This window comes from Pseudomonas fluorescens group sp. (assembly GCF_020093335.1).
Taxonomy (GTDB): Bacteria; Pseudomonadota; Gammaproteobacteria; order Pseudomonadales; family Pseudomonadaceae; genus Aquipseudomonas; species Aquipseudomonas petroselini.
Window position 1 is genome coordinate 149,778 of the sequence record NZ_JAIOKW010000007.1, and the last position, 25,249, is coordinate 175,026.

Annotated in this window: 27 protein-coding genes; 15 read left to right on the top strand and 12 right to left on the bottom strand. The window is 60.9% G+C overall.

Going from position 1 to position 25,249, the window contains the following annotated elements:
- Positions 1-22: 22 nt before the first annotated feature.
- Positions 23-1,111 carry an endonuclease/exonuclease/phosphatase family protein gene (locus tag K7431_RS10760; RefSeq protein ID WP_015886036.1) on the bottom strand — a complete coding sequence of 363 codons (1,089 nt, stop codon included), beginning with the start codon at positions 1,109-1,111 and terminating at the stop codon, positions 23-25.
- A 40-nt stretch (positions 1,112-1,151) separates the two neighbouring features.
- Positions 1,152-1,811 carry a YciC family protein gene (locus tag K7431_RS10765; protein ID WP_015886035.1) on the bottom strand — a complete coding sequence of 220 codons (660 nt, stop codon included), beginning with the start codon at positions 1,809-1,811 and terminating at the stop codon, positions 1,152-1,154.
- 176 nt (positions 1,812-1,987) lie between these two features.
- Between K7431_RS10765 and K7431_RS10770 the strand changes: the two genes are divergently transcribed.
- The 3 genes from K7431_RS10770 to K7431_RS10780 all read left to right on the top strand — a co-directional run bounded on the left by K7431_RS10770 (position 1,988) and on the right by K7431_RS10780 (position 3,983).
- Positions 1,988-2,734, top strand: coding sequence for a DUF2076 domain-containing protein (locus K7431_RS10770; protein ID WP_015886034.1), 747 nt, complete (start codon positions 1,988-1,990; stop codon positions 2,732-2,734).
- A 117-nt stretch (positions 2,735-2,851) separates the two neighbouring features.
- Positions 2,852-3,328: a LabA-like NYN domain-containing protein gene (locus K7431_RS10775; protein WP_015886033.1), complete on the top strand. Its 477-nt coding sequence runs from the start codon at positions 2,852-2,854 to the stop codon at positions 3,326-3,328.
- 43 nt (positions 3,329-3,371) lie between these two features.
- Positions 3,372-3,983, top strand: coding sequence for a 3'-5' exonuclease (locus K7431_RS10780; RefSeq protein WP_015886032.1), 612 nt, complete (start codon positions 3,372-3,374; stop codon positions 3,981-3,983).
- A gap of 223 nt (positions 3,984-4,206) precedes the next feature.
- On the opposite strand, the gene K7431_RS10785 is transcribed toward K7431_RS10780, so the two are convergent.
- Positions 4,207-4,503, bottom strand: a complete 297-nt coding sequence (locus K7431_RS10785; protein WP_015886031.1) for a DUF6124 family protein — start codon at positions 4,501-4,503, stop codon at positions 4,207-4,209.
- A gap of 479 nt (positions 4,504-4,982) precedes the next feature.
- On the opposite strand from K7431_RS10785, the gene K7431_RS10790 reads away from it, so the two are divergent.
- Positions 4,983-5,549, top strand: a complete 567-nt coding sequence (locus K7431_RS10790; RefSeq protein WP_043205943.1) for a hypothetical protein — start codon at positions 4,983-4,985, stop codon at positions 5,547-5,549.
- Complete coding sequence (locus K7431_RS10795) at positions 5,539-5,802, top strand: acyl carrier protein (protein WP_015886029.1); 264 nt, start codon at positions 5,539-5,541, stop codon at positions 5,800-5,802. The genes K7431_RS10790 and K7431_RS10795 overlap by 11 nt, the downstream gene beginning before the upstream one ends.
- 89 nt (positions 5,803-5,891) lie before the next feature.
- On the opposite strand, the gene K7431_RS10800 is transcribed toward K7431_RS10795, so the two are convergent.
- Complete coding sequence (locus tag K7431_RS10800) at positions 5,892-6,353, bottom strand: Lrp/AsnC family transcriptional regulator (RefSeq protein ID WP_015886028.1); 462 nt, start codon at positions 6,351-6,353, stop codon at positions 5,892-5,894.
- Between the two features lie 160 nt (positions 6,354-6,513).
- Here K7431_RS10800 and yedA point away from each other — a divergent pair, with 160 nt between their 5' ends.
- Positions 6,514-7,410: a drug/metabolite exporter YedA gene (gene yedA, locus K7431_RS10805; protein ID WP_015886027.1), complete on the top strand. Its 897-nt coding sequence runs from the start codon at positions 6,514-6,516 to the stop codon at positions 7,408-7,410.
- A 48-nt stretch (positions 7,411-7,458) separates the two neighbouring features.
- A complete protein-coding gene (locus tag K7431_RS10810) occupies positions 7,459-8,793 on the top strand; it encodes a DEAD/DEAH box helicase (protein WP_015886026.1) in 1,335 nt (444 codons plus the stop codon).
- Between the two features lie 136 nt (positions 8,794-8,929).
- Here the strand turns inward: K7431_RS10810 and K7431_RS10815 are convergent, their stop codons facing one another.
- The gene (locus K7431_RS10815; protein ID WP_015886025.1) at positions 8,930-10,156 is read right to left on the bottom strand and encodes a TIGR03862 family flavoprotein; all 1,227 of its coding nucleotides are present in this window, start codon (positions 10,154-10,156) and stop codon (positions 8,930-8,932) included.
- A gap of 171 nt (positions 10,157-10,327) precedes the next feature.
- Positions 10,328-11,248 (bottom strand): histone deacetylase family protein, encoded by a 921-nt coding sequence (locus K7431_RS10820; protein WP_015886024.1) that lies wholly within the window; start codon positions 11,246-11,248, stop codon positions 10,328-10,330.
- A gap of 75 nt (positions 11,249-11,323) precedes the next feature.
- Here K7431_RS10820 and K7431_RS10825 point away from each other — a divergent pair, with 75 nt between their 5' ends.
- The 3 genes from K7431_RS10825 to K7431_RS10835 are packed head-to-tail and all read left to right on the top strand — an operon-like array spanning position 11,324 to position 13,397.
- Positions 11,324-11,893 carry a GNAT family N-acetyltransferase gene (locus tag K7431_RS10825; protein WP_015886023.1) on the top strand — a complete coding sequence of 190 codons (570 nt, stop codon included), beginning with the start codon at positions 11,324-11,326 and terminating at the stop codon, positions 11,891-11,893.
- A gap of 38 nt (positions 11,894-11,931) precedes the next feature.
- A complete protein-coding gene (gene tesB / locus K7431_RS10830) occupies positions 11,932-12,801 on the top strand; it encodes an acyl-CoA thioesterase II (RefSeq protein WP_015886022.1) in 870 nt (289 codons plus the stop codon).
- Positions 12,798-13,397 carry an HAD family hydrolase gene (locus K7431_RS10835; protein WP_015886021.1) on the top strand — a complete coding sequence of 200 codons (600 nt, stop codon included), beginning with the start codon at positions 12,798-12,800 and terminating at the stop codon, positions 13,395-13,397. Before tesB ends, K7431_RS10835 begins: the two co-directional genes overlap by 4 nt.
- A 57-nt stretch (positions 13,398-13,454) precedes the next feature.
- Here the strand turns inward: K7431_RS10835 and K7431_RS10840 are convergent, their stop codons facing one another.
- From K7431_RS10840 to K7431_RS10850, 3 genes are read right to left on the bottom strand one after another with little or no spacing between them, the layout of a single operon-like run.
- On the bottom strand, positions 13,455-14,444 hold the full coding sequence (locus tag K7431_RS10840) for a hypothetical protein (RefSeq protein ID WP_015886020.1): 990 nt from the start codon (positions 14,442-14,444) through the stop codon (positions 13,455-13,457).
- Entirely contained in the window at positions 14,445-15,332 is an 888-nt protein-coding gene (gene ypfJ, locus K7431_RS10845) for a KPN_02809 family neutral zinc metallopeptidase (RefSeq protein ID WP_015886019.1), read from the bottom strand. It lies immediately after the preceding gene.
- 56 nt (positions 15,333-15,388) lie between these two features.
- Positions 15,389-15,802, bottom strand: a complete 414-nt coding sequence (locus tag K7431_RS10850; protein ID WP_015886018.1) for a membrane lipoprotein lipid attachment site-containing protein — start codon at positions 15,800-15,802, stop codon at positions 15,389-15,391.
- A gap of 199 nt (positions 15,803-16,001) precedes the next feature.
- Between K7431_RS10850 and K7431_RS10855 the strand changes: the two genes are divergently transcribed.
- A complete protein-coding gene (locus K7431_RS10855; RefSeq protein ID WP_015886017.1) occupies positions 16,002-16,880 on the top strand; it encodes a DMT family transporter in 879 nt (292 codons plus the stop codon).
- A gap of 13 nt (positions 16,881-16,893) precedes the next feature.
- Here the strand turns inward: K7431_RS10855 and K7431_RS10860 are convergent, their stop codons facing one another.
- Positions 16,894-18,228: an MFS transporter gene (locus K7431_RS10860; RefSeq protein WP_015886016.1), complete on the bottom strand. Its 1,335-nt coding sequence runs from the start codon at positions 18,226-18,228 to the stop codon at positions 16,894-16,896.
- Between the two features lie 221 nt (positions 18,229-18,449).
- On the opposite strand from K7431_RS10860, the gene quiC reads away from it, so the two are divergent.
- Both quiC and K7431_RS10870 read left to right on the top strand, forming a co-directional pair.
- Positions 18,450-20,351 carry a 3-dehydroshikimate dehydratase QuiC gene (gene quiC / locus K7431_RS10865; protein ID WP_015886015.1) on the top strand — a complete coding sequence of 634 codons (1,902 nt, stop codon included), beginning with the start codon at positions 18,450-18,452 and terminating at the stop codon, positions 20,349-20,351.
- 77 nt (positions 20,352-20,428) lie between these two features.
- The gene (locus K7431_RS10870; RefSeq protein ID WP_043205941.1) at positions 20,429-21,070 is read left to right on the top strand and encodes a TetR/AcrR family transcriptional regulator; all 642 of its coding nucleotides are present in this window, start codon (positions 20,429-20,431) and stop codon (positions 21,068-21,070) included.
- A 134-nt stretch (positions 21,071-21,204) separates the two neighbouring features.
- Here the strand turns inward: K7431_RS10870 and K7431_RS10875 are convergent, their stop codons facing one another.
- Positions 21,205-22,053, bottom strand: coding sequence for a shikimate dehydrogenase (locus tag K7431_RS10875; RefSeq protein ID WP_015886013.1), 849 nt, complete (start codon positions 22,051-22,053; stop codon positions 21,205-21,207).
- Complete coding sequence (aroQ, locus tag K7431_RS10880; protein ID WP_015886012.1) at positions 22,050-22,499, bottom strand: type II 3-dehydroquinate dehydratase; 450 nt, start codon at positions 22,497-22,499, stop codon at positions 22,050-22,052. Before aroQ ends, K7431_RS10875 begins: the two co-directional genes overlap by 4 nt.
- Positions 22,500-22,706: 207 nt before the next feature.
- On the opposite strand from aroQ, the gene K7431_RS10885 reads away from it, so the two are divergent.
- Positions 22,707-23,228, top strand: coding sequence for an RNA polymerase sigma factor (locus tag K7431_RS10885; protein WP_015886011.1), 522 nt, complete (start codon positions 22,707-22,709; stop codon positions 23,226-23,228).
- 63 nt (positions 23,229-23,291) lie between these two features.
- On the top strand, positions 23,292-24,290 hold the full coding sequence (locus K7431_RS10890; RefSeq protein ID WP_015886010.1) for a FecR family protein: 999 nt from the start codon (positions 23,292-23,294) through the stop codon (positions 24,288-24,290).
- The last annotated feature ends 959 nt before the right edge of the window (positions 24,291-25,249 follow it).

Genomic DNA, 25,249 nt, shown 5'->3' on the forward strand with positions numbered 1-25,249 from the left:
CACATGGGTTTTGCGGTGTTGGTTATGGCGCGGCGGGCAGCAGGAAGCGGGCAATCACCGGAAGATGGTTGGAAATACGCAACGTATCCTCCTGGCGCACCTTCGCCTCCACCCGCTTGATCCGCGGGCTGTAGAACAGGTAGTCCAGCGTGCGGTCGGGCCCGTCCACGCTCGGGTCGTTGGGGAAGTGGGTCAACCATTTCTCACGGTCAATCCCGCTGGATTGGCTATTACTCGGGATCATCGGGTACTTGTCCCACAGCAAATGCAGCTCGCTGTCCGGCGAATACTGCCCGCGCTTGCCGGCGTCCAGGCGCAGGAATTGCCCCAGGGGCAGCAGGTTGAAATCGCCACCGATCAGCCAGGGCGTGCCACGGCCTTCGAATTTATCCAGCAGCTTGACCGTGGTTTTTACTTGTTCCTGTACCGCACTGCGCCCAGGGCTATCACCGTCCAGGCGGGTATTGAGCACGGCCAGTTGGCCACCGTCGCTCAGCGGCAGGTAGGTCAACAGCAGGGCGGGCTTGGGTTGGAACTGGCGGCTGATGATATTGGCTTCGGGCGCCGGCAGTTGCAGGCGTTCGGCGTGCTCGATCTGGTAGCGGCTCAGTGTCGCCAGCTTGCGACCGACGCTGCCGAAGATATGCCAGTCGGGAACAAAGTCGGCCTTCCAGTCGAAGGCCTGGACGCTGCAGGGGTAGAGGTCGACCAGGCGCTCTTGCAGCAGGGCAAGCTGGTCCTGGTAATGGGAGGGCTTGGCGTTTTCGTCGAGTTCCTGCAGCAGCAGGATGTCGGGTTGTTCATCGCGAATCACCCGTGCCACTTCGTCGAGGCTGGCGGCCATGTCTTCCACGGTGGGACGGTCGTCCGGGCCACTGCCGTCGGCGGTGTCGTACCAGAACACGTAGTTCTTGCCGGCCAGGTATTGGACGTTCCAGGTCATGACCTTGAGCGCCTGCCCCGGCAGCAGCGTGGGCGCACGCGGTGCAACGCAGCTCACCGGCAGGGTTTCCTTCGGCTCGGGGCGCCAGGTGAGGCTGTAGATCAGGGTGACGAGCAGGCCTGTGATGATCAACAGGCCCAGCAGGGTGATGCGCAATAAACGGGTCATCGGCTCGGCTTATAGCGTTTCAGGAGTGGCACGGAGCATATCACCGTGCGTCTGCATCGCCACCGATCAGCATGAATAAACGAAACAGCACCACGCTGGTAAACAGTTGCAGGAAGCTGTGGGCGCTGTCCAGCAACAGTCCCAGCAGCGGCGCAGGCTCGGGATACGCCGCAACACTGGCGCCCTTGAGCAGCCACAAGGGGGTCATCACACACAGCAGGCACACCAGGATCATCCAGAAATGCCCACGGCTCAGGCGGAAGCTTTCCTTCATCGCCTCCAGCGCCGGCATGCCGCGCAGCACCAGCAGGTACTCGGCAAAGGCCAGCACCACCATCAGCCACAGGCCCGGCAGGAAGTATAGCGACAGCCCCAACAGGATCAGCAGCGTGCTCATGGCCGTCAGCAGGGCGAAGCGCGGCCACAGGGTGAGGGCCATGGCCCATATATCTTTAGTGCGCGGCGACTCGCCCCGTGTGCGAGCATCCAGAAACAGGATCAGCGCGCCTGTGTACAGCGGGTACACCAGCAACCCCACCACCACGCTGTAGCCGGGGAACGCATCCGGGCCCACCACGTGGTTGAGCACCTGTTGCAGCAGGGCTTCGAAAATCACCAACGGCAAGCACAGCTGGACGATGGCGCCCAGGTTGCGTTGGGTGAAGCGGAAAGAGTCGCGCAATACGTCTAACGGATTCATCAAGTTCATCGCAGGCCTGAAAGCAAGGGCAACACTTTAACCGATCATCACTGGCGGTAAGCAAACGTAAACCTTGAGTAAAGACCATTGAAACAACTCGTAACACCCCCATAACTAGGACGGCGCCTGATTAAAGGCGACACCACGATTTCTACCGGCAATCTAACGAGGTCGCCATGAACAGCGAAGAGCAAACCCTGATCGATGGACTGTTTTCACGGTTGCAGCAAGCCGAAACGGACTCAGCCCCCCGCGACGCCCAGGCCGAAGCGCGGATCAAGGAGCACATGACTCGCCAACCGGCCGCTGGGTACTACATGACCCAGTCGATTTTGGTGCAGGAACACGCGCTCAAGAGTCTCGACGCGCAGAACAAACAGCAGGCGCAGCAGATCCAGCAATTGCAGGATGAGCTGCAACGGGCTAAATCAGCACAACCTGCGCCTTCGAGTGGCGGTGGGTTCTTGTCGAGCATCTTTGGCGGCGGCGGTTCCCGTGACCCGCAACCCGCCCAAAATGCGCCGACGTCCTCCGGCGGTGGCTGGCGTGAACCGGCACGGCCGTCCTTTGGCCAGCCGGCGCCGCAGCAGAATTATCAACAGCCGCAACAGGCGCCTGCCGCAGCGCCAGTGGGCAGCGGTTTCCTCGGCGGCGCGATGAAAACCGCTGCCGGCGTGGCCGGTGGTGTGTTGCTGGCCGAAGGTATCAGCAGCCTGTTCAACCACAACTCGCAACAACCGCAAGTGGTGGAAGAAATCATCCGCGAAGAGCCGGCGCCTGCCAGTGACAACGGCAACTGGGGCAATGATGACCAGAAGTTTGCCGGCAACGACAGTTGGGGCAGCAACAACTCGGACAGCTTCGCCGACAGCGATTATTCCGACGACTCTTCCTCTTTCGGCGATGACGATTCCTTCGTCTGACGCATCTTGGCCGGGGCGCTTCGTCGCCCCGGTCTGATTTTTACCGGCAACTCACTCGCGGCTGGCATACTGGCACCCTTTCCGGGCCCTGGCGCCTGGCTGTCATGAGGAAGTGCGGTGAAGAAAATTGCAGTGTTCGCCGATGTTCAGAACCTCTATTACACCGTCCGCCAGGCCTATGGTTGCCACTTCAACTACGCCGCTTTGTGGGCTGATATCAGCTCGCGCGGGCAGATCGTCGAGGCGTATGCGTATGCCATCGACCGTGGCGACAGCAAGCAGCAGCAATTCCAGCAGATCCTGCGCAACCTGGGCTTTACGGTAAAACTCAAGCCCTACATCCAGCGCAGCGACGGTTCGGCCAAGGGCGACTGGGACGTGGGCATCACCATCGACATCATGGACGCCGCCGACCACGTCGACGAAATCGTGCTGGCTTCCGGCGACGGTGATTTCGACATGCTGCTCGACCGCATCATCAATAAGCATGGCGTCGAAGCGGTGGCCTACGGCGTACCGGGGCTGACGGCCAACTCGCTGATACGCGCGGCCAGCCGCTACGTGCCGATCGAAGGCGCGCTGCTGCTCAAATAGAGCGCGGCGGCTTAATAAACAGTTAGACGGAGTGGGAACAGGTTTGGAACGTATAGCGGTCATCGACTTTGAAACCACCGGCATTACGCCGAACAGTCATTGCCGGGCCACGGAGATCGCTGTGGTCATCCTTGAGCGTGGCCAGATCGTGGACCGCTACCAGAGCCTGATGAACGCCGGCGTGCGCGTGCCGGGCTTTATCGAACAACTCACCGGCATCAGCAACGCCATGCTGCGCAGCGCGCCACCGGCCGAGCGGGTGATGAACGAAGTCAACGAATTCGTCGGGACCACGCCACTGATGGCGCACAACGCCGCGTTCGACCAGAAATTCTGGGACTACGAACTGGGCTTGATCCGCCGCACCCGCCTGCAAAAATTCGCCTGCTCCCTGCTACTGGCTCGCCGCTTGATGCCCACCGCGCCCAACCACAAACTCGGCACGCTCAACGCCTTCGCCCAACTGCCCCACACCGGCAAGGCTCACCGGGCGATGGCGGATGCGGAGATGGCCGCCAACCTGACCGCGCACCTGGCCCAGGAACTGCGCAGCACCCACGGCTTGCGCGAGCTATCCCACGAACTGCTGTGCACCTTGCAGAAAGTGCCAGCGGCGAAGATCAATGAGCACCTGAAGAAGCATCGCGGGTTCTGACCTCGCCACAAATCCGTGTGGGAGCGTGCTTTTGTGGTGAGCGGGCTTGCTGTGGTAAGCGGGCTTTTTGTGGTGAGCGGGCTTGCCCCGCGCTGGGCTGCGAAGCAGCCCCAATTAAGGACGCCGCGTTCTTTCAGTTAGAACGGAGTATCAGGTTTTGGGGCTGCTCCGCAGTCCAGCGCGGGGCAAGCCCGCTCACCACAAAAAGCCCGCTCACCCCACGCTATCGCGGCTGCACACACTCCAACGCCCGATCCACCACCCCCTTCGCCATCTCCACCAAATGCATCACCGCCCGCTGTTGCGCCTTCATCGCTTCACTCGACGCATGCGCCGTCTCCACCGCGCAATGCAGCAAATCCGCCGCATGGGCGAGGGCGTCTTCCAGGCTCAGGTTGTCGTTCAGGGCGAAATGAGGTGCGTCCGGGGCGCAGGCTTTGAGGTAGTAGTCGATGGCTCGGCGGTTGAGCAGGGCGTCTTCGCTGGGGAAGAGGGGTGGATCTGGGGTGACTTTGATCATGATGTAGCTTCTCCGTCAGGTAAGAAGCTGCAACCGTTCGCTCGCACACGAATTAGGGTGGCAGCAGTACGCGGGTGTGCAAGACCGTGACGGTGTCCGGTAGATCCGAAGATCTCCCGCGTACAGCTGCCATAACGAATAACGCGTGGACTAAAACCAGGCGTTGGGAGGTATGACTGTTGCGTATTACCGTCGTCGGACTTGCACGTCCGTTCACCGAACATTCGATGAAGCAGCGAGACTAGCTACCTGATCCAACGGAAACAAGGCCGTGGGATTCTCTCGGAAACGTCCTTCAAATGAAAGAGATGGGTCTTGCTGGCCATTGAAAATTCAGCTTCTGGCGGTCCGTTTCTGAATGGGCAGTAGGCTGAATCCTGTCACTGCCTAGGACCCTTCTGTTTTTCCTCTTCATCCACCTATCAACTCTTGCTGCGACCTACCATCCCGCCTGCCATTTACGTACAGGGATTACAGACGTGCAGGAAAGCGATCTTCATACAGCAATCATGAGAAGCCAGTTTGAGCTCGATTTGAGTGGCGTTGACCTAGGTTCAACGTCAAGCATGGCGTTTCATTTGGGCAACACGATGATAAGTTGTCCGGCGATCATGGCGTTGCCAAATCCCCCAGGCATTAGCAGCAGCGGCAGCTATCAATTACTCAGACCCGTGCATGTCGATTCTAGGGTTCCAAACACCACGGTCGAGGACCTCTGGAAATGTACTCAAGAGCACTACGGGTTGACTGCTGCAACATTTATTACCGCATCGGCGGGAATACCGATCAGCAAAATAGCCGTGGGTACTTGGGTTCACGTAGGTTCCAGCAGGACGACAAACCTGGCCAGTCTCATTGGCATGCGCTTTTTCCCTCGCACGCTGATCAGACAGCCCACAATGGCGAGGGTGGCGAAGGCAACGTTTGGTACTGTCCGGATATTTGGCATTATCGGGCGAGGCATTCCCTTCGTGGCGGCGGGGCTGGCTATCTTTGATCTAATCAGTATTAGTAAGTGTGCCTATGAGGCAAAAAATGGAAGGTAGTCCGACCAGAGCAGAGATCAGCGAAAGGGTCTTGCAGTTGTTTGTCGACATCATCGGCTTCATCGACCGAAGCCAGGTGTCGGAACAAACGGATTTTATTCACGACTTTAAGATCATTGATGACGACCTGACCTGCTTTGTCATGCAGATCAAATGGCAGTTCAATCTGCAAGCCACTCAGGCGGATTGGGACCACATCACCACGATCAAGCAGATTGTCGATTTGATTGTTGAGCGCTCAAATCTGCTTTGATGCAACTGACGTCATCGCAGGCAAGCCAGCTCCCACAGTTGGAATGCATTACAAATGTGGGAGCCGGGCTTGCCCGCGATGGCGGCGGTTCAGCCACTATTTTTCCCATTCCCCTCCAACTGCCCCAACGGCACCCGCCGCTCTATCGCGCTCGACAAAATGATCGACGTCTTGCTGAACCCGAACTTCGCGATCCGGTTGATTAGATTCTCCAACTCCGGCATCGAGCCCACCGCCGCCTGCATGATCACGCACGGGTCACCGGTCACCCGATGGCATTCCGTCAGCTCAGGGATTTCCGCCAATGCGTCATAAACCTTCTGGCTCCCATGATTGGTCAGTCGCAGTTCAATCACGCACTGAATCGGCAAACCCACTTTCGATAAGTCCACCTTGGCTTGATACCCGGTGATCACGCCGCAGGCCTCCAGCTTGGCCACGCGCTCGGCCACGGCGGGGGCGGAGAGGTTTACCGTGCGGGCCAATTGCGCGTAGGACGCGCGGCCGTCTTCGAGCAGGGCGCTGAGGAGCATACGGTCGTATTTGTCCATGATAAGGCTCCAGTTGCGTGCGGCTTTCGAAAACACGGGTTATAGCGTTCATAACCATGCTTTGAAAAGTGTAACGTCGTTTTAAACAGGTTTTGTAACTTATGTTTAACGACCTGCTTTTTTAGAATAAGCCTCCTATCTCATGCCGCAGAGCTACCCAATGCCTGGCCCACGTCGCTTCCCCTTACCGTTGATCGCTGCCTTTTTTGCGTTGTATGTGATTTGGGGGTCCACCTATTTGGTGATTCGCATCGGCGTGGAGTACTGGCCACCGCTGATGCTGGGCGGGATTCGTTTTTTGGTGGCGGGTGCGGCGATGTACGGGTTTTTGCGCTGGCGTGGAGCGCCGGCGCCGACGTGGGAGCAGTGGAAGGCGGCGGCCAAGATTGGCATTTTGCTGCTGACCTTCGGCAATGGCGCAGTGAGTGTGGCCGAGCACACTGGCGTGTCGTCCGGCGTGGCGGCACTGGCGGTGGCGACCGTACCGCTGTTCACGTTGTTGTGCGGTTATTTCTGGGGCGCGCGCAATACCCGGCTGGAATGGGCGGGCGTGATCTTGGGGATGATCGGCATCGCTATGCTCAATATGGGCAGCACGTTGCAATCGAGCCCGATGGGTGCTGCTTTGCTGCTGTTTGCTGCGGCGTCGTGGGCGTTTGGTTCGGTGTGGAGTCGGCGCCTGCCGTTGCCACCGGGAGCCATGGCCAGCGCTGCGGAAATGCTGGTGGCCGGCGTGACGCTGTTGATCGCCAGCGCGCTCACCGGCGAACGCCTGCAAGCCATGCCGCCGCTGGAAGGCTGGCTGGCCCTGGCGTACCTGGCCGTGTTCGGCTCGATCATCGCCTTCAACGCTTATATGTACCTGCTCAAGCACGTACGTCCCGCAGCGGCGACCAGTTATGCCTACGTCAACCCCGCAGTGGCGGTGTTGCTGGGGATCGTGTTTATCGGCGAGACCATCGGCCTGGAAGAAGCCTTGGCGATGTTGGTGATCATCAGCGCGGTGCTGCTGATCAGCTTGCCCCAGTGGCGAAAGCCCAAGCCGGAAATAAGGTAAACTGCGGCGCATTACGCCCTTGCGCTGAATTTTTCCTACGGTAAACACATGACTTTCGCCACCCTTGGCCTGATCGAACCCTTGCTGCGCGCCCTTGAGACGCTTGGCTACCAGACCCCGACGCCGGTGCAGGCGCAAGCCATTCCGGCGGTGCTGGCCGGTCGCGACCTGATGGCCGCGGCCCAGACCGGCACTGGCAAGACCGCCGGTTTTGCCGTGCCGCTGCTGCAACTGCTGACCACCGAAGGGCCGAAAGTCGCCGCCAACTCGGCGCGTGCGCTGATCCTGTGCCCGACCCGCGAGCTGGCCGAGCAGGTTCATGCCAGCGTCGCCGAGTACGCCCAACACCTGCCACTCACCACCTACGCGGTGTACGGCGGCGTGAGCATCAACCCGCAGATGATGAAGCTGCGCAAAGGTGTCGATATTCTGGTCGCCACGCCTGGCCGCCTGATCGACCTGTTCCGCCAGAACGCGCTGAAACTCAACCAGCTGCAAACCCTGGTGCTGGATGAAGCCGACCGCATGCTCGACCTGGGCTTCTCCGAAGAGCTGGCGAACATCTACCGCATGTTGCCGAAAAAGCGCCAGACCCTGCTGTTCTCCGCGACCTTTTCCGATGAGATCCGCCTGCTGGCCGGGCAGATGCTCAACGACCCGCTGACCATCGAAGTCAGCCCGCGCAACGTCGCCGCCAACACCGTGAAGCAGTGGGTGGTGCCGGTGGACAAGAAGCGCAAGCCGGAGCTGTTTGTGCACTTGATGCGCAAAGGCCGCTGGAAGCAGGTGCTGGTGTTCGCCAAGACCCGTAACGGCGTGGATGCGCTGGTGGATAAGTTGCAAGGCCTGGGCATCAACGCCGACGGTATCCACGGCGACAAACCACAAGCCACCCGCCAACGTGCGCTGGACCGCTTCAAGTCGAGCGAAGTGCAGATCCTGGTGGCCACCGACGTGGCGGCCCGTGGCCTGGACATCGAAGATTTGCCGCTGGTGGTCAACTTCGACCTGCCGATCGTGGCCGAGGATTACATCCACCGCATCGGTCGTACCGGGCGTGCGGGCAACACCGGCGAGGCGATTTCCCTGGTGTGTGCCGATGAAGTGAACATGCTGTCGGCGATCGAGATGCTCACGCGTCAGACCCTGACCCGCAAGATGGAGCCGGACTTCGAACCGGAGCACCGTGTGCCGGACACCGACGCCAGTGGGCAGGTGGTGAAGAAGCCGAAAAAACCGAAGAAGCCTAAAACGTCGGGGGGTGGCGGTAAGCGCAACCTGGGTAAGTGGGTGGACAGCGGGGATGCGGCGCCGGTGGAGCCTTCGATCAAGCCGGTGCGCAAGGTGCCGGTGTTCAATACTGGGCCGCGTAAGAAGAAGTGATTTTTCGGCGCTGCTGATGGCCTCATCGGGGGCAAGTCGAATCGTCGCACCGCCCCTCCCACATTTGACTGTATTCACACATCAAAATGTGGGAGCTGGCTTGCCTGCGATGCCGGCTCTGGATTCACCACACATCTCAGCGCTTAAGCCACTCCAACATCCCCCGCCCAGCCGCCCTTCCGCTGGCAAAGCATCCTGTCAGTAGGTAGCCCCCGGTCGGCGCTTCCCAATCCAGCATCTCCCCCGCACAAAACACCCCCGGCAACTGCTTGAGCATCAAGCGCTCATCCAGCGCCTCAAACGGCACCCCGCCCGCCGTACTGATTGCCTCATCCATTGGCCGTGTCTTCACCAGCGTCAACGGCAAGGCCTTGATATCCACCGCCAGTTGCGCCGGGTCATTGAAGTGCTCGGCCGGTGCCAACTCACGCAACAGCGCGGCCTTCACCCCCTCCAACCCCAACTGACTGTGCAAATGCTTGCTCATCGAACGTGAACCCCGCGGCTTGGCCAAGGCGGCCTGGACCTTGTCCAGCGGCTTGCTCGGCAGCAAGTCGATATGCACGGTGGCCGAACCGTTGCGATTGATTGCCTCACGAATCGGCGCCGACAGTGCATAGATCAAACTGCCTTCGATACCGGTCGCCGTGACCACGCATTCGCCCAGCCGAGGCTTGTCATCCGCCAGCCCAATGGCAACGTTCTTCAGCGGCGCGCCGGAGAATTTGCTGACCATCAATTCGCTCCAGGCCGACACCTCGAAGCCGCAGTTGCTCGGTTGCAAGGGGGCGTAGGGCACACCTTTGTCTTCCAGCAGCTTGAGCCAGGCACCGTCGGAACCCAGGCGCGACCAACTGCCACCGCCCAACGCCAGCAGCACGGCGTCGCTGTGGACAACTTTATCGCCGTCCGGGCTGTGGATAAGTAAACCACCCTCTGCATTCCACCCCACCCAACGATGCCGGGTGTGGATAACCACGCCTTGATCGCGCAGGCGCTTGAGCCAGGCGCGCAGCAGCGGGGCGGCTTTCATATCGGTCGGGAATACTCGGCCGGAGGTGCCGACGAAGGTCTCGATGCCCAGGCCGTGAATCCATTCGCACAACACCTCGGCGCCAAACCCACGCAGCAGCGGCGCCATGTGCGGCGCACGTTCGGCATACCGCGACAAAAACGCCGGGTACGCCTCGGAGTGGGTGATGTTCATGCCGCCCACGCCGGCCAGCAGGAATTTGCGCCCCACCGAGGGCATGCCGTCGTACAGGTCCACGCGCACGCCCGCTTGGCTCAGGACTTCGGCCGCCATCAGCCCGGCAGGGCCGCCACCGATCAGGGTGACGTGGTGAGGTGAGGTCTGGGGCATGGGCAGGGCTTTGGTGGCTTGAATAGGCCGCGTATTCTACCCGACGACAGCGTGGCTGCCTGATCAAAAAACGTACACTTTCCTACAAGCCTTACGGCTGCTCGCTTTCAGAGGCTTACGCTCAAGTTATCCACAGGTGGTTCCACAGGCAATGTGGGTAACGCCCACGATTCAGTGACAACCTGATGACGTCCACACCCGTTGCGCACTGTGGTGCAGGATGCCGTGGCGACGGGCCAGGGCGGGGCGGTCCTTGCTGTAGCCGCCGCCGATCACACCCATCACCGGAATATCGCGGCCCAGGCAGTGGCGCATCACGCTTTCGTCGCGGGCGGCGACGCCGGCGTCTGTCAGCTTGAGGTAACCGAGGGCGTCGTCCTTATGCACATCGACGCCGGCGTCGTAGAGCACCAGGTCCGGTTGATACAGCGGCAGCAGGTAGTTGAGCGCGTCGTCCACCACCTTGAGGTAATCGGCATCGCCCATGCCCATGGGCAGCGGAATGTCCCAGTCGCTCTGGGCCTTGCGTGCGGGGAAGTTCTTTTCGCAGTGCAGCGACACGGTGATGGCATCCGGCGTGTCGTGGAGGATGCGCGCGGTGCCGTCGCCCTGGTGCACGTCGCAATCGAAGATCAGCACGCGGTTGACCCGGCCGCTGGCCAGCAGGTAATGGCTGATCACCGCCAGGTCATTGAAGATGCAAAAGCCCGCTGGGTAATCGTAATGGGCGTGGTGGGTGCCGCCCGCCAGGTGGCACGCCAGGCCGTGTTCCAGCGCCTGTTCTGCCGCGAGAATCGAGCCGCCGACCGCACGCACGGTGCGCCGGGCCAGGGCTTCGTTCCACGGCAGGCCGAGGCGGCGCTGGTCTTCGCGGGACAGTTCGCCACTCATGTAGCGTTCGATATACCCCGTGTCATGGGCCAGGGCCAGAATCTGCGCTGGGCACAGTTGCGGGCGCAGCAATTGGCTGTCCTCGGTCAGGCCACTGTCCACCAGGTGGTCGCGCAACAGGCGGAATTTGTCCATGGGGAACCGATGTTCCGCCGGGAACTCGGGGCTGTAGTCATCGTGGTAGATCAATGGCAAAGGCATGGGATTTTCTGACGGGAACCTGCGAGGGATCTTAACAGCGCGGTACACTCACGCACATGGCAAGGGAGGGGACCCATGGAGCCGATACTTGAATTGGAAAGCGCACGCCTGGTGTTGCGCCAATGGCGCGACAGCGACCTGCTGGAATTTGCACGCATGTGCGCCGACCCGCAGGTGATGCGCTATTTCCCAGCCACGTTGAGCCACCTGGAAAGCGCAGCCTTGATCGGCCGGATTCGCGGCCACTTCGCCGAATACGGCTTTGGCCTGTGGGCGTTACAGCGCAAGGACACGGGTGAATTCATCGGCCTCACCGGGCTGGCGAATGTCAGCTTTGAAACCGACTTTACCCCGGCGGTGGAAATCGGCTGGCGCCTGGCCCGCGAGCACTGGGGCCTGGGATACGCCAGCGAGGCGGCCTGGACAGCGTTGCGCTGTGGTTTCGACCGTTTGCAGTTGGACGAAATCGTCGCGTTCACCACCGAAGCCAATCTGCCATCACAAAAAGTCATGCAGGCCATCGGTATGCATTACGATCCGCTGGCAGATTTTGAACACCCCAAGGTCGCAGCCGATGACCCGCTGCGCCATCATGTTTTGTATCGCATCACCCGCGCCCAATGGTTGGACACGCTGCACGGATAGGCAGCCCGGAATGCCCCGTAGATTTTAGGAGTTGCTCTATGAGCCAAGTATTGGAAGATCTGGTGGACTTGCTGACCCTGGAGCCGATCGAGGAAAACCTCTTTCGCGGCCGCAGCCAGGACCTGGGCTTTCGCCAATTGTTTGGTGGCCAGGTGCTCGGCCAGTCGTTGTCGGCAGCCAGCCAGACCGTAGAAGAAGCGCGGCATGTGCATTCCCTGCACGGTTATTTCCTGCGCCCTGGCGACGCGAAGTTGCCGGTGGTGTACTCGGTGGACCGCGTGCGCGACGGTGGCAGTTTCAGTACGCGCCGCGTGACGGCGATCCAGAAGGGCCACCCGATCTTCACCTGCACCACTTCGTTCCAATACGACGAACAAGGCTTCGATCACCAGACCACCATGCCCGTAGTGGTCGGTCCGGAAAACTTGCCGTCGGAGCTGGAACTGACCCAGCAGCGGGCGCACCTGATCCCCGAGCACATGCGCGACAAGCTGCTGTGCCCCAAACCGATCGAAGTGCGCCCGGTGACCGAGAAAGACCCGTTCAACCCGCAGCCCTCCGACCCGGTCAAATACGTGTGGTTCCGCGCCGACGGCGCCCTGGCCGACACACCTGCGTTGCATAAGTACCTGCTGGCCTACGCCTCGGACTTCGGCCTGCTGACTACCTCCTTGCTGCCCCACGGCAAGACCGTGTGGCAGAAAGACATGCAAGTCGCCAGCCTCGACCACGCGTTGTGGTTCCATGCCGACCTGCGTGCCGATGATTGGCTGCTGTACGCCATGGACAGCCCGTGGGCCGGCAATTCCCGTGGGTTCTCCCGTGGCAGCGTGTACAACCGCGCCGGGCAGTTGGTGGCGTCGGTGACGCAGGAAGGTTTGATTCGCCATCGCAAGGATTGGGCATGAGCCTGGCGGACGTCAGGCACTGGGTGTTCGACATGGACGGCACGCTCACGGTGGCCGTGCATGACTTTGCGGCCATTCGCGTGGCGCTGGAGATTCCACCCGAGGACGACATCCTCACTCACTTGGCGGCATTGCCGGCGGAGGTCGCGGCGGCCAAGCATGCCTGGCTGCTGGAGCATGAACGGGAGCTGGCGCAGGGTTCCGTCGCGGCTGAAGGTGCAGTGGAACTGGTGCGCGAGCTGGCCGGGCGTGGTGATCGCCTGGGTGTCCTGACCCGTAATGCGCGGGAATTGGCGCATATCACGCTGGAGGCGATTGGCCTGGCGGACTGCTTTGCCGTCGAGGATGTGCTGGGGCGTGACGATGCGCCGCCGAAGCCGGACCCGGGTGGTTTGCTGAAACTGGCAGCAGCCTGGGACGTGGCGCCGAGCGAGATGGTGATGGTCGGCGATTATCGCTTTGACTTGGACTGTGGCCGGGCGGCGGGGGCGCGGACGGTGTTGGTGAACCTGCCGGAAAATCCCTGGCCTGAATTGGCGGATTGGCATGCCGAGGATTGTGCGGTGCTGCGCCGGATGATCCAGCCCATACGCTGACAATCAAATGTGGGAGGGGGCTTGCCCCCTCCCATATGTTTAATCCGGTTTCGGCAGTTATTTCCCGAAGAGTACTTTCTGGCCTTCCGGCGACGTAAACATCCCATCCCCGTTGTGCCCCACCCCCGGCACCTCTACCAGCCTATGGCTCAACTGCGGATGCCGCTGCTTTAGGTAGTCAAAATAGTTGTGCCCGCGAATCAGGCGATACGCGCCCTGGGTCTCGGCGGCGCAGCTTTTATCCAGCGCGGGATGGTTCGGGTCGGTGTCCTGTTGGCCCAGCAGGTAGGTGATGTTGCGTGACACGTATGTGTTTTCAAGCTGCTCGGCGCGCTGACCTTTGGCGTAATCCGGCAGGTTTTGCATGCCGTATTTCCAGTCGTTGAAGCCGGGGCAACTGGCGGTGTCGAACTTCACCGGGCGCTGCGGGCTGAAGTAGGCGTAGGACGACGGGTTGGCCACCACGTAACGCAGGCTGATGCCTTCGGTCTGCAGCATCGGGTGGTCGTGGCCCGTGAGGGCGAAACGCTGCACCACCTGGCCGCCGCCGGAGTGGCCGGCGACCACGATTTCTTTCAGCGCCGGGAACAATGTGCGGTTGCCCAGGTGCTTGATAATCTGGTCCAGAGCGCCGTAGGAACTGATTTGGCCCGGCCCGGTCGAGGGCTCGCCGGCCATCCAGTCGTTGCCCTTCCAACGCAGTACCGAGTGGCCCAGGTGGTTGCGCTTCACGTCGGACGCGTTGAGAAACTGCGGCGCGATCACCAGCGTGCTGGCGGTAAGCCCGGCATGCTCGGCGGCATCTTCACCGCTTTGCAGGTAGGTCTGCGCATTGCGCAGGCGGCCGTGCACGATGATCACGGCGCGGGTGACCGTGGGCAGTGGCTGTCGCCAGTCCTGGCTCAAGCCCAGGATGAGGTCGCCGGCCTCCAGGTGGAAACGATCGGGACTGACTTCTTTTACGCCATGCTCTTTTACGACAGGCTCGGCGGCCAAGGCGGAACAGGTGACTAGCGCACCCAGCAGCAATCCCAATCGTTTATTCATCTAGAGGCTCTTGGCGGCAAAGGTGTCGCATTGAGTGATCTGGCCCTGGGCGAAGCCGGTCTTGAACCAGCGCACGCGCTGCGCCGAGGTGCCGTGGGTAAACGAGTCCGGTACGACACGCCCTTGACCCTGTTGCTGCAAGCGGTCATCGCCAATGGCGTTGGCCGCATTCAGTGCTTCCTCAATGTCACCGGGTTCCAGCCAGTTCAGGCGCTTTTGCGCACGGTTGGCCCACACCCCGGCGAAGCAGTCGGCTTGCAGCTCCTGACGCACCAACAGGCCGCCGTCGCCTTGCATCTGGCGGCCTTGCTGGCGTGCGGCCTGGATCTTCGACGAAATGCCCAGAAGTGTCTGCACGTGGTGCCCGACTTCGTGGGCGATCACATAGGCCTGGGCGAAGTCGCCGGCGGCCTGGAAGCGTTGCGACATTTCCCGGAAGAAGTCCAGGTCCAGGTACACCTGTTGGTCAGCCGGGCAATAGAACGGGCCACTGGCCGAGGTGGCGCCACCGCAGGCGGAGTTGACCCGGCCACGGAACAGAATCAGTTTCGGGTTCTTGTACGCCAGGCCGTTTTCCTTGAACACCTGGCCCCAGGTGTCCTCGGTATCGCCCAACACGGCCCGTACAAAATCGGCTTGTTCATCGTTGGCCGGCGGCGCCTGGCGCGATTGGGTGCTCACCGAGGGCGCCTGTTCCATCTGGCCGGTCAGTTGGCCGAGGATCTGCAACGGGTCCTGGCCGGTCATCCAGCCGATGCCGACGATCAGCACGATCGCCGTCAGGCTCAAGCCTTTACCGCCCCCAAAGCGCATGCCGCCGCCACCCCCGCCACTGTCATCGCGGGCATCCACCACGTTGTCGCTGCGTCGGCCTTTTTTCCATAGCATGGGGCAATCCTCTTGATGAACGGTCCTACAGGGATGTTGGTTGAGTATGGCCGTTATTAGCGGCAATACCCTTCGCCGGTATCGACAATCAGGCAGTCCTTTTTATCCGCCAGCCATTTCAGCCCGGTGGCTTCACCGTCACCGGCGCGCAGCAGTTGTGGGCCGTCCGGACGGTTGAAGGCGATGCCGTCTTCATTGGCCTCACCTTTGAAGGTGCCGGCGTCATCGGCGTCGAGGCCGTATTGCATGGTGAGGAGGTAGTGACCACGGCCGATGCTGTCGTCCTTGGCGATGGTCAGGTACAGGCCTTCGACGCCGATCCACTTGCCCACCCATTTGTCGGTAGGCGGCGTTTGCGGCACGAGGGTCGCTTGTACGGACGCCGGTGCGGGTTTTGGCGCTTCCTTGGATTCCTGATTACAGGCAGTCAGCAGAGCAAGGGCAGACAGAATAAAAAACGTTTTTTTCATAGCGGCAAGGCCTTGGTTAAAAAGTGTACAGCGCGAGGGCAATCGTGCAGCGTTGGACTCGAATCCCGTGATTTAGTGCGCTGTTCGCCCGGTGTTTGGTTATGCTCTTGGGGCAGACTCCGGCCCGGCTGCTAGATTACCGGGTTGAGCGCTGCTTCGTTCAGTGCTCAGCGTTCAGCTCGCCACGCAAGAGAATCCAATGACTGTCAGTACCCCCCTTTCCGGCATCAACCATCCTTTCAAAGGCATTCTGCTGATTGTACTGGCGACGTTCCTGTTCTCCAGCCACGATGCCCTGTCCAAATACCTGGCCGGGTTCTACCCGATCGTGATGGTGGTGTGGGCGCGGTACCTGGTGCACACCTTGTTGATGGCCGGCATTTTCCTGCCGCAATCGGGGTTGCGCGTACTGCGCAGCAAACGGCCGGGGATGCAGGTGGTGCGGGCGCTGTGTCTGCTGGGCACCAGCTTGTTCTTCACGGCGGCGCTGCATTACATCCCCTTGGCTGAAGCCACGGCAGTGAACTTCCTGGCACCCATCCTGGTGACGGCGCTGTCGGTGCCGCTGCTGGGTGAGCATGTGACACGCGGCCAATGGCTGGCGGTGATCTGTGGCTTTATCGGGGTGCTGGTGATCATCCATCCAGGCGGCGAACTTTTCGCGCCGGCGGTGTTGCTGCCGCTGTGTTCGGCGCTGTTCTTCTGCTTTTACCAACTGCTCACGCGCATCTTGAGTAAGTTCGACACCCCCACCACCAGCAACTTCTTTGCCGGGCTGTGCAATACCTTGGTGATGAGCGCCATGGTGCCGTTCTTCTGGCAGATCCCCACGCTGTGGCATGGCGTGTTGATGCTGGCCCTGGGCACGTGCGGCATGACCGCGCACTTGATGCTGACCCAAGCGTTTCGCTTCGCGGCGCCGGCTTTGCTGGCGCCGTTCGGCTATTGCCAGATCGTGTTTGCGGGGTTGTTGGGCTGGCTGGTGTTCAACCATACCCCCGATGTGACCACGGTGGTCGGCATCGGGGTGATCTGCATGAGCGGGTTGGCCGCTGCCTGGCAGCAGCGGCGCAGATAGCTCAGACGGTTGCTCAGACGTCTACGGTAGGGATCTTGCGCGGCGCCATGAAGTACATCCAGGTCAGCGCAATGAAGTACATCGCTGGGATCAGGGTGAACAACACTGTGTAGTTGTTGTTCGTCACGGTGAGGATGTGGCCGACGATCTGGGTCATGAACATACCGCCGATGGCCGCGCACATGCCGCCGAAACCAAACACCGTACTCATCATGTGCTTGGGCGTGTAGTCCATCACCAGGCTCCAGATGTTGGCGGTCCAGGCCTGGTGCGCACCAATCGCCAGGGAGATGGCAAACACCGCGACCCACAGCTGGCTGGAACCGGCGGCCATGATCACGCCGACGATGCAGCAGGCAAACAGCAGCATCGACAGTAAGCGTGCCTTGATCGAGTTCATGCCTCGGCCGATCAGGAACGACGACAGGATCCCACCCCCCACGCTGCCGAAGTCGGCGGTCAGGTAAATGATGATCAGTGGAATGCCCATCTGGGTCACGTTGATGCCCAGGTTGTATTGCTGGTTCAGGAACGGCGGCAGCCAATACAGGTAGAACCAGAACACCGGCGCGGTGAGGGCATACGCGATGGCGAAGGCCCAGGTGCCGCGCATCCGCAGGATACGGCTGAAGGGGACGCCCGGTTGTTCCGGCTCGACTTGCTGCTGCACGTAGTCCAATTCGGATTGTTTGACCGAAGGGTGGTCTTCCGGGTTGTAGTACTTCAAACCCCAGAACACCAGCCAGATCGCACCGAGCGAGGCCATGCACAGGAACGCCGCCTGCCAGCCCCACACATGCAGGATCAACGGCAGCAGCATCGGGGTCATCATCGCGCCGACGTTGGTACCGGCGTTGAAGATGCCGGTGGCCACGGCACGTTCACCCGCCGGGAACCACAACCGCGTGGTCTTGACGCACGCCGGGTAGTTGGCGGCTTCGGTCAACCCGAGGATAAAGCGGCAGACCATAAAGCCCACCGCCGAGGTGGCCAGGCCGTGGGCGCCGGTTGCCAGGCTCCACAGCAGTACGGCGAAGAAGAACACGCGTTTGACACCGACCCGGTCGATCAGGCGGCCTTGCAGCACAAAGCCGACGGCGTAGCCGACCTGGAACCAGAAGTTGATGTTGGCGTAGTCCATCGCCGTCCAGCTCATCTCTTTGGCCAGTATCGGTTGCATCACGCCCAGTGCGGCGCGGTCGATGTAGTTGAGGGTGGTGGCGAAAAACACCAGGGCCAGCATGCCCCAGCGCGTTTTGCCCACGGCCAGGGCGCCGCGGATCTTGTCGCCGATGCCGGCGTGCGGGTTGCCCGGGCGGTCGGCCAGGACGGAGTTTTGCAGAGGCATGTGGTTGTACCCGTTTTTTGAAATTTTTATGGTGTGTTCTGGGTCTTTGTTACTGGATCGATGGTGCGCAGCGCTTAAAAAATCGTCAATTCGCCAAACAGGCATAGTGTTCGATAATCGCACCAAAAACTAACCGGTTCGTACATTTTAATTGCTGTCGACTGTTTAGCGGCCAATAATTTGCCGTAAATAAGACCAGCCTCAAATGCCGGGAGTCGCCCATGCAACGCTCTATTGCCACCGTTTCCTTGAGCGGAACCCTGCCGGAAAAACTCGAAGCCATCGCGGCCGCCGGGTTTGATGGCGTCGAAATCTTCGAAAACGATCTGCTGTATTACGATGGCAGCCCGCGTGAAGTTAGGCAGATGTGCGCCGACCTCGGCATTGCTATCACGTTGTTCCAGCCGTTCCGCGACTTTGAAGGTTGCCGCCGTGACCGCCTGGCGCGCAACCTCGAGCGTGCCGAGCGCAAGTTCGACCTGATGCAGGAATTGGGCACCGACTTGGTGCTGGTGTGCAGCAATGCCTCGGCCGATTGCGTGGGCGATGAACGCATTCTACTGGATGACTTGAGCCTGCTGGCCGAACATGCTGGCCGCCGTGGCCTGCGTATCGGCTATGAAGCCTTGGCCTGGGGCAAGCATGTGAACACCTGGCAACAGGTGTGGAACCTGGTGCGTCAGGTCGATCACCCCAGCCTGGGCGTGTTGCTCGACAGCTTTCACACCCTGTCGCTCAAGGGCGACCCGAGCGCCATTGCCGACATCCCCGGCGACAAGATTTTCTTCGTGCAAATGGCCGACGCGCCGGTCCTGGCCATGGACGTCCTGGAGTGGAGCCGGCATTTTCGCTGCTTCCCCGGCCAAGGCGAATTCGACCTGGCGGGTTTCCTCGCGCCGATCATCAAGAGTGGCTACACCGGGCCACTGTCCCTGGAGATTTTCAACGACGGCTTCCGCGCCGCGCCAACTCGGGCGAACGCAGCGGATGGCCTGCGCTCCTTGCTGTACCTGGAAGAGAAAACCCGCGAGCGCCTGAAACAGGAAGCGCCCGCGCAACCTGCCGAGATTCTGTTTGATACCCCGGCGGCCAGCGAATACGACGGCATCGAGTTCCTCGAGTTTGCCGTGGACGAAAGCCTCGGCGCCAAGCTCACTCATTGGTTGGAACGCCTGGGGTTCGTCAAGGCTGGGCAGCATCGCTCCAAGAGCGTGAGCCTGTTGCGCCAGGGCGATATCAACCTGATTCTCAACTGTGAACCCTATTCGTTTGCCCACAACTTTTTCGAAGCCCACGGGCCGTCGTTGTGCGCCACCGCGATTCGGGTCAAGGACAGCGCGAAGGCGCTGGAGCGGGCTGTGGCGTACAAGGGCCAGCCGTATCGCGGCCTGGTCGGGCCCAACGAGTTGGAGCTGGCGGCGGTGCGCGCGCCGGATGGCAGCCTGATTTACCTGGTGGACCCGAGCGAAGGCGGGCTGTACGACACCGACTTCAACCTGCAGCCCGCCGCTTCAACCAGCGGCGGCTTGTTGCGCATCGACCACATGGCCATGGCGTTGCCGGCCGACAGCCTCGACAGTTGGGTGCTGTTCTACAAGAGCCTGCTGGATTTCGAAGCCGACGACGAAGTGGTGCTGCCTGACCCTTACGGCTTGGTGAAAAGCCGCGCCCTGCGCAGCCGCTGCAGTTCGATCCGCCTGCCGCTGAATATCTCCGAGAACCGCAACACGGCCATTTCCCACGCACTGTCGAGCTATCGCGGCTCGGGCGTGCACCACATTGCCTTCGACTGCGCGGATATTTTCGCCGAAGTGCGCCGCGCCAAAGACGCGGGTGTGCCGCTGCTGGATATTCCGCTCAACTATTACGATGACCTGGCGGCGCGTTTCGATTTCGACGACGAATTCCTCAGCGAGCTGGCGTACTACAACGTGCTGTACGACCGCGACGCCCAAGGCGGTGAGTTATTTCACGTGTACACCGAGCCGTTTGAAGGGCGGTTTTTCTTCGAGATCATCCAGCGCAAGAACGGTTATGCCGGCTACGGCGCGGCCAACGTGGCGGTGCGCCTGGCGGCGATGGCCAAATCGCGCAGCGGTGCGGTGCGCCAGGCGCGTTTATAACGGCTGGCCGGGTGCTTCCTTCGGGAGGCCTCGCGGCCCATAATCAGCGCCTGCATAACACTGGCCGTGAGCGCACCATGACCTCCGAGGCACCCCGCAAGAGCCGGAAGAACAACCCGGAAAAGACCCGCGAAAACATACTCCAGGAAGCCATTGTCGAGTTTGTCCAGCAGGGCCTTTCCGGCGCTCGCGTGGATGCGATCGCCGAGCGCATCCACACCTCCAAACGCATGATCTATTACTACTTCGGCAGTAAGGAGCAGTTGTACGTCGAGGTGCTGGAGAAGCTCTACGGTGACATCCGCAACACCGAAACCCGCATGAACCTCACCGCCCTGGAACCGCGCGATGCTATTCGGCGGCTGGTGGAGTTCACGTTTGATCATCACGACCAGAACGTGGATTTCGTGCGCATCGTCAGCATCGAAAATATCCACAATGCCGAATACGTAAAGCGTTCGGATTCGATCAAGGCGATGAACAGCAACATCCTCGAGGCGCTGGGTGCGACGTTGCGTCGTGGGGCCGAGATGGGCGTGTTTCGGGAAGGGTTGGAGCCGCTGGATGTTCACTTGCTGATCAATTCGTTCAGCTTTTACCGGGTGTCCAACCGCCATACGTTCAGTGAGATCTTTCAGATCGAACTGTCGGATGAGGCGATCAAGCAGCGGCACCGCGAGATGATTTGTGAGTCGGTGATGCGGTACCTGCAGGCCTGAGTAGTCAGGTTGGAAGGCAATCAAATGTGGGAGGGGGCTTGCCCCCGATTGCGGCAGGCCAGTTCCTGATAAGGTGGCTGATCCACCGCCATCGGGGGCAAGCCCCCTCCCACATTTTGCTCCGGTTTCTACCGTCAGGTATTCATGCTTTGGAAGTGCAGCAGCATCCGCTGTGCATCCGGCGCTTCTCCACTGAACAACTCAAACGCCTTCACCGCCTGAAACACCGCCATGTTGCCGCCATCCAGCGTGCGGCAACCCAAGACGCGGGCGTCGCGCAGCAGTTGGGTTTCCAGCGGGAAGTACACGATTTCGGCGACCCATAATTCAGCCCGCAACAAGGACGCAGGCACCGGCGTGCCGGGCAACTTGGCCATGCCCATCGGTGTGGTGTTGACCAAACCATCGGCCTCGGCCATCGCATTTTCCAAGTGTGTGCCGACTTGCGCACGCCCCGTGCCGAAGCGCTGAGCCAGGTTATCCACAAGGTCGCGCGCTCGGCTGGCGTCCACATCGAAAATACTCAAGTGCTCCACGCCTTCCGCCAGCAGCGCATGGGCCACTGCTGCACCTGCACCGCCGGCGCCCATCTGCACCACGCGTTGGCGGGCGACGTCGTTCAAGTTGCGCCGAAACCCTTCGGCGAACCCAAGGCAATCGGTGTTGTGGCCGATGCGTTTGCCGTCCTTGAACACCACCGTGTTAACCGCGCCAATGCCCCGGGCTTCGTCGGACAATTCATCGAGCAATGGCAGGATTGCCTGCTTGCACGGGTAGGTGATGTTCAGCCCGGTAAAGTGCATGAGCTCGGCGGCCTCCAGCAAGTCGGGCAGGGCATTGATGTCCAGGCGCAGCGGTTCAAGGTCGATCAGGCGATACAGGTAGCGCAAACCTTGGGCATCGCCTTCCTGTTCATGCAGGGCAGGGGTGCGCGAGGCCTGGATGCCGCTGCCGATCAAGCCGGCGAGAATGCGCGGTTTCATCGGGCCGCCCCTTTGAGCAGGTGGCTGAAATGTTCCAGGGCCAGGTGGTAGCCATGGCTGCCGAACCCGGCGAGCACCGACTTGGCGATGGGCGATACGAAAGAGTGATGACGGAACGCCTCACGGGCATGCACGTTGGACAGGTGCACTTCGATCACCGGCACTTCGCTGGCGACCAGCGCATCGCGAATCGCCACCGACGTGTGCGTCCAGGCTGCCGGGTTGATCACAATACCGGCGCAACGGGCGCGGGCGCCGTGGATCCAGTCGAGTAATTCGCCTTCGTGGTTGGTCTGGCGAAATTCGATTTTCAGCCCGAGCTGTTCGGCGCTGCGGCCACACAGGGCAGCGACATCGGCCAGGGTTTCATGGCCATAGGTGGCGGGCTCACGGGTGCCGAGCAGGTTGAGGTTGGGGCCGTTGAGCACCAGCACGATGGGCGGCATAGGGAGGGTCTCCACAGTTATTGTTCGTTGTGGGGATAAAATGTACTGGTTAGTTAATTTGGTCAATTGATGGCAGCGGATCTGTTCGATTATCGAACTGTTAATCAGACCCTTCACGCGCTGGAATCAGATTAGATATCAATTGAAAATCATTCTCGACAACGCTTAAGATGCCCGCCTGTTTCCTTAACATTCCAGGGAGTCGGTTTGTCGGACGTGGATCTCAAAGGCCTGTTTCTCAAGCACGCCGATACCCTGCGCGGGTATCTGGCGCGCAAGGTACGGGACCCGCAGTTGGCCGCAGACCTGGTGCAGGAGAGCTTCCTGCGCCTGGCGGAAAAACCGGCCGGCGAGCGCATCGACAACTCCCAGGGCTATCTCTATCGAACGGCGAGCAATCTGCTGATCGACCATATTCGCCAGGAAGCACGGCGCAAGACAGACTCCGTGCCCCATGAGGCGCTGGCCGAGATTGAAGATGACGTGGCCGGGTTGGAGGCTCAGGCAATGGCGCAGCAACAGCGACAGGCATTGAAGCAGGCACTGGCGGAGTTGCCGGAACGTACCCAGCAGATTTTCCGTCTCAACCGCATCGAAGGCATGACCCACGCCCAAGTTGCCCGGCACCTGGACATTTCTGACAGTTCCGTGCAAAAGCACTTGGCCAAGGCGTTGGCCTACGTGATGCAGCGCTTGCAGGAAGGCGAGGTGGCGCCATCCGACGAATGAATTACCGAAAAATGCCAGGTCAGTCGTCACAGCGTTACATAACGAAAAATTCGAGATTCACACGTGAATAGCCAGGGTCCGCAACAGCACAGCATTACCGAGGCAGCCGCCGAGTGGGCGGTGCGCTTGCACGCCGGTGCCCTGACCGACCAGGAGCAGGCCGAGCTGCAGCATTGGATCGCCTGCGACAGCCGCCACGAAGCGGCCTTGCGCTTTGCCGAACAGACGTGGGCGGCATTGGGTGAGGTGTACAAGGATGAACCGCTGCAGCGTCAACGCCCGCCGGCGGCGACGCTGCCGGTGCGCCGGTCCAAGCGACGCAGGCCATGGCAACGTGCGGCGGCTGTCGCGCTGGTCGTGGTGGTGGCCGGTGTTGGCTGGGTGCGCGGGCCGGACGTGTTGTTGCGCCTGCAAGCCGACTACATCACCCAGAAAGGCGAGGTGCGCACTGTGCACCTGGCCGATGGCAGTACCGTAGAGCTGGATTCCGGCAGTGCCATCCGCCTGGACTACGACGGTGTGCAACGCCGTATCAGTCTGCTCCAGGGCTCGGCGATCTTTGATGTGGCGCCGAGGGTGGGCCAGGAAACCCGGCCGTTTGTGGTGCAGAGCGCGGGGGGGCAAACCCGTGCGCTGGGCACGCGGTTTGTGGTGGCGCGCGAGGGCGATAGCCAGGCGTGGGTTGGGGTGCTGGAGCACAGTGTCGAGGTTTCCCTGCAAGCTATCCCGAAAAAAGGTCCGGCCGACAGGGTGCTTAAGGAGGGCCTGGCTGCACGCTACAACCTCCAGGAGGGCATCGTGCCCATCGACCAGCTCGATGTAGAGCGGGCCACCAGTTGGCGCCGCGGTGTGTTGATCTTTGATCGCCAGCCGCTGGCCAAGGTCATCGAGCAACTTAACCGCTACCGTCCTGGGCGTGTGGTGCTGGCGGATTCGGCGCTGGGAGATCGCGAGGTCAGCGGGGTGTTTCGGCTTGATATGCTCGACACTGCCCTTGGCATTCTCACCCAGGAGCTGCACGTGCAGCGTTTGGATCTGGCGGGCCTCAGCTTGATCTATTGATTGTCCTGTAGGTGTGGGCTGGACCTGTGGTGAGTTAGGCCTGCTCCCGCTGGCGGCCTGACAGCTGACCGCGATCCAAATGTGGGAGGGGGCTTGCCCCCGATAGCGGTGTGTCAGTCAATTCATCAGGTGACTGATTCAGCGCCATCGGGGCCTCGGTATCTACACAATTCTGGCTATGGCGCTGGACCTGTGGCGAGGGAGCTTGCTCCCGCTGGCGGCCTGACAGCTGACCATAATCTAACGGTTACCCCGCGATCCAAATGTGGGAGGGGGCTTGCCCCCGATAGCGGTGTGTCAGTCAATTCATCAGGTGACTGATTCAGCGCCATCGAGGCCTCGGTATCTACACAATTCTGGGTATGGCGCTGGACCTGTGGGGAGGGAGCTTGCTCTCGCTGGCGGCCTGGCAGCTGACCATAATCTAACGGTTACCCCGCGATCCAAATGTGGGAGGGGGCTTGCCCCCGATAGCGGTGTGTCAGTCAATTCATCAGGTGACTGATTCAGCGCCATCGGGGCCTCGGTATCTACACAATTCTGGCTATGGCGCTGGACCTGTGGCGAGGGAGCTTGCTCCCGCTGGCGGGCTGGCAGACGACCAGGATGTTGGATCAGACCGGGTACATATCCGTTATTTAGGTCACGGCCACTATGGGTTCCGCCCTTACGGCGGGTCACTTTTGGAAGAGCGCCAAAAGTAACCAAAAACGCTTCGCCCCAACACTCGGCACCTCGCCTAGGCTCGGTGTGCCCGTAATCCGACAGGTATTTGGGGGGCCGCCGCCACGCGCCATCCATGGCGCGGGGCGGCTAAACCGGCATCCCTGCCGGTTTACCCCCCAAATCCCTGTCGAATTCCGGCCAGCGTGTTTGACGGGGCGCCTGAGATCAAAAGCTAGATCAAGATCAAGATCACGATCAAGAGCGGCTCGCTTCGCATCGTGGTTAGTCTCGGT